Origin of the sequence: Pseudomonas marginalis, assembly GCF_001645105.1 — a bacterium.
GTDB lineage: Bacteria > Pseudomonadota > Gammaproteobacteria > Pseudomonadales > Pseudomonadaceae > Aquipseudomonas > Aquipseudomonas petroselini.
The window spans coordinates 1-434 of the sequence record NZ_LKEG01000035.1; the positions used below are offsets into that span (position 1 = coordinate 1).

At 53.5% G+C, this 434-nt stretch carries 1 protein-coding gene; it reads right to left on the reverse strand.

All coding sequences use genetic code 11. The features are described from left to right. Window positions 1-113: 113 nt before the first annotated feature. The coding region (locus tag AO064_RS10965) for a hypothetical protein (RefSeq protein WP_244159510.1) at window positions 114-434 on the reverse strand (321 nt) is incomplete at its 5' end.

Below are 434 nucleotides of genomic sequence, written 5' to 3' on the forward strand. Positions count from 1 at the left end.
CCATGGCATACACTCGAGCAAGATCATAGCGTCGTACGATATGAGCATTGCATTTAGCAATGACCCATCAACAACTGATTGAGCGCGGTAAGTGGCCCAATCTAAGGTTGCATTCAGTTCGTGGCGGTAGTTGTGCCGGGCGCAGGGCCTTCGCTGAACGTGTAGTTGATGACCACGTCATTGCGGATCAGGACATCAAGCGTTTTCTGGGTACCCGTAGTCGTCACCTTCATGGTGACCACGTAGCTTTGGGCATGGGCTGAGCCATTGGTGTAGGTGTAGATCCACTTTTCGTCAGTCTCGCTGACAGCACTCTTGGCGTAGGGCTCACCAAACAGGGATTTCAACTCGGTAGTCGTCGTTTTGCCTTTGGTGATGCTCGCTACACTGGCCGACGGAAAGTCTCGTCCTGCGGTGTAGTGGGACGTAGCGCA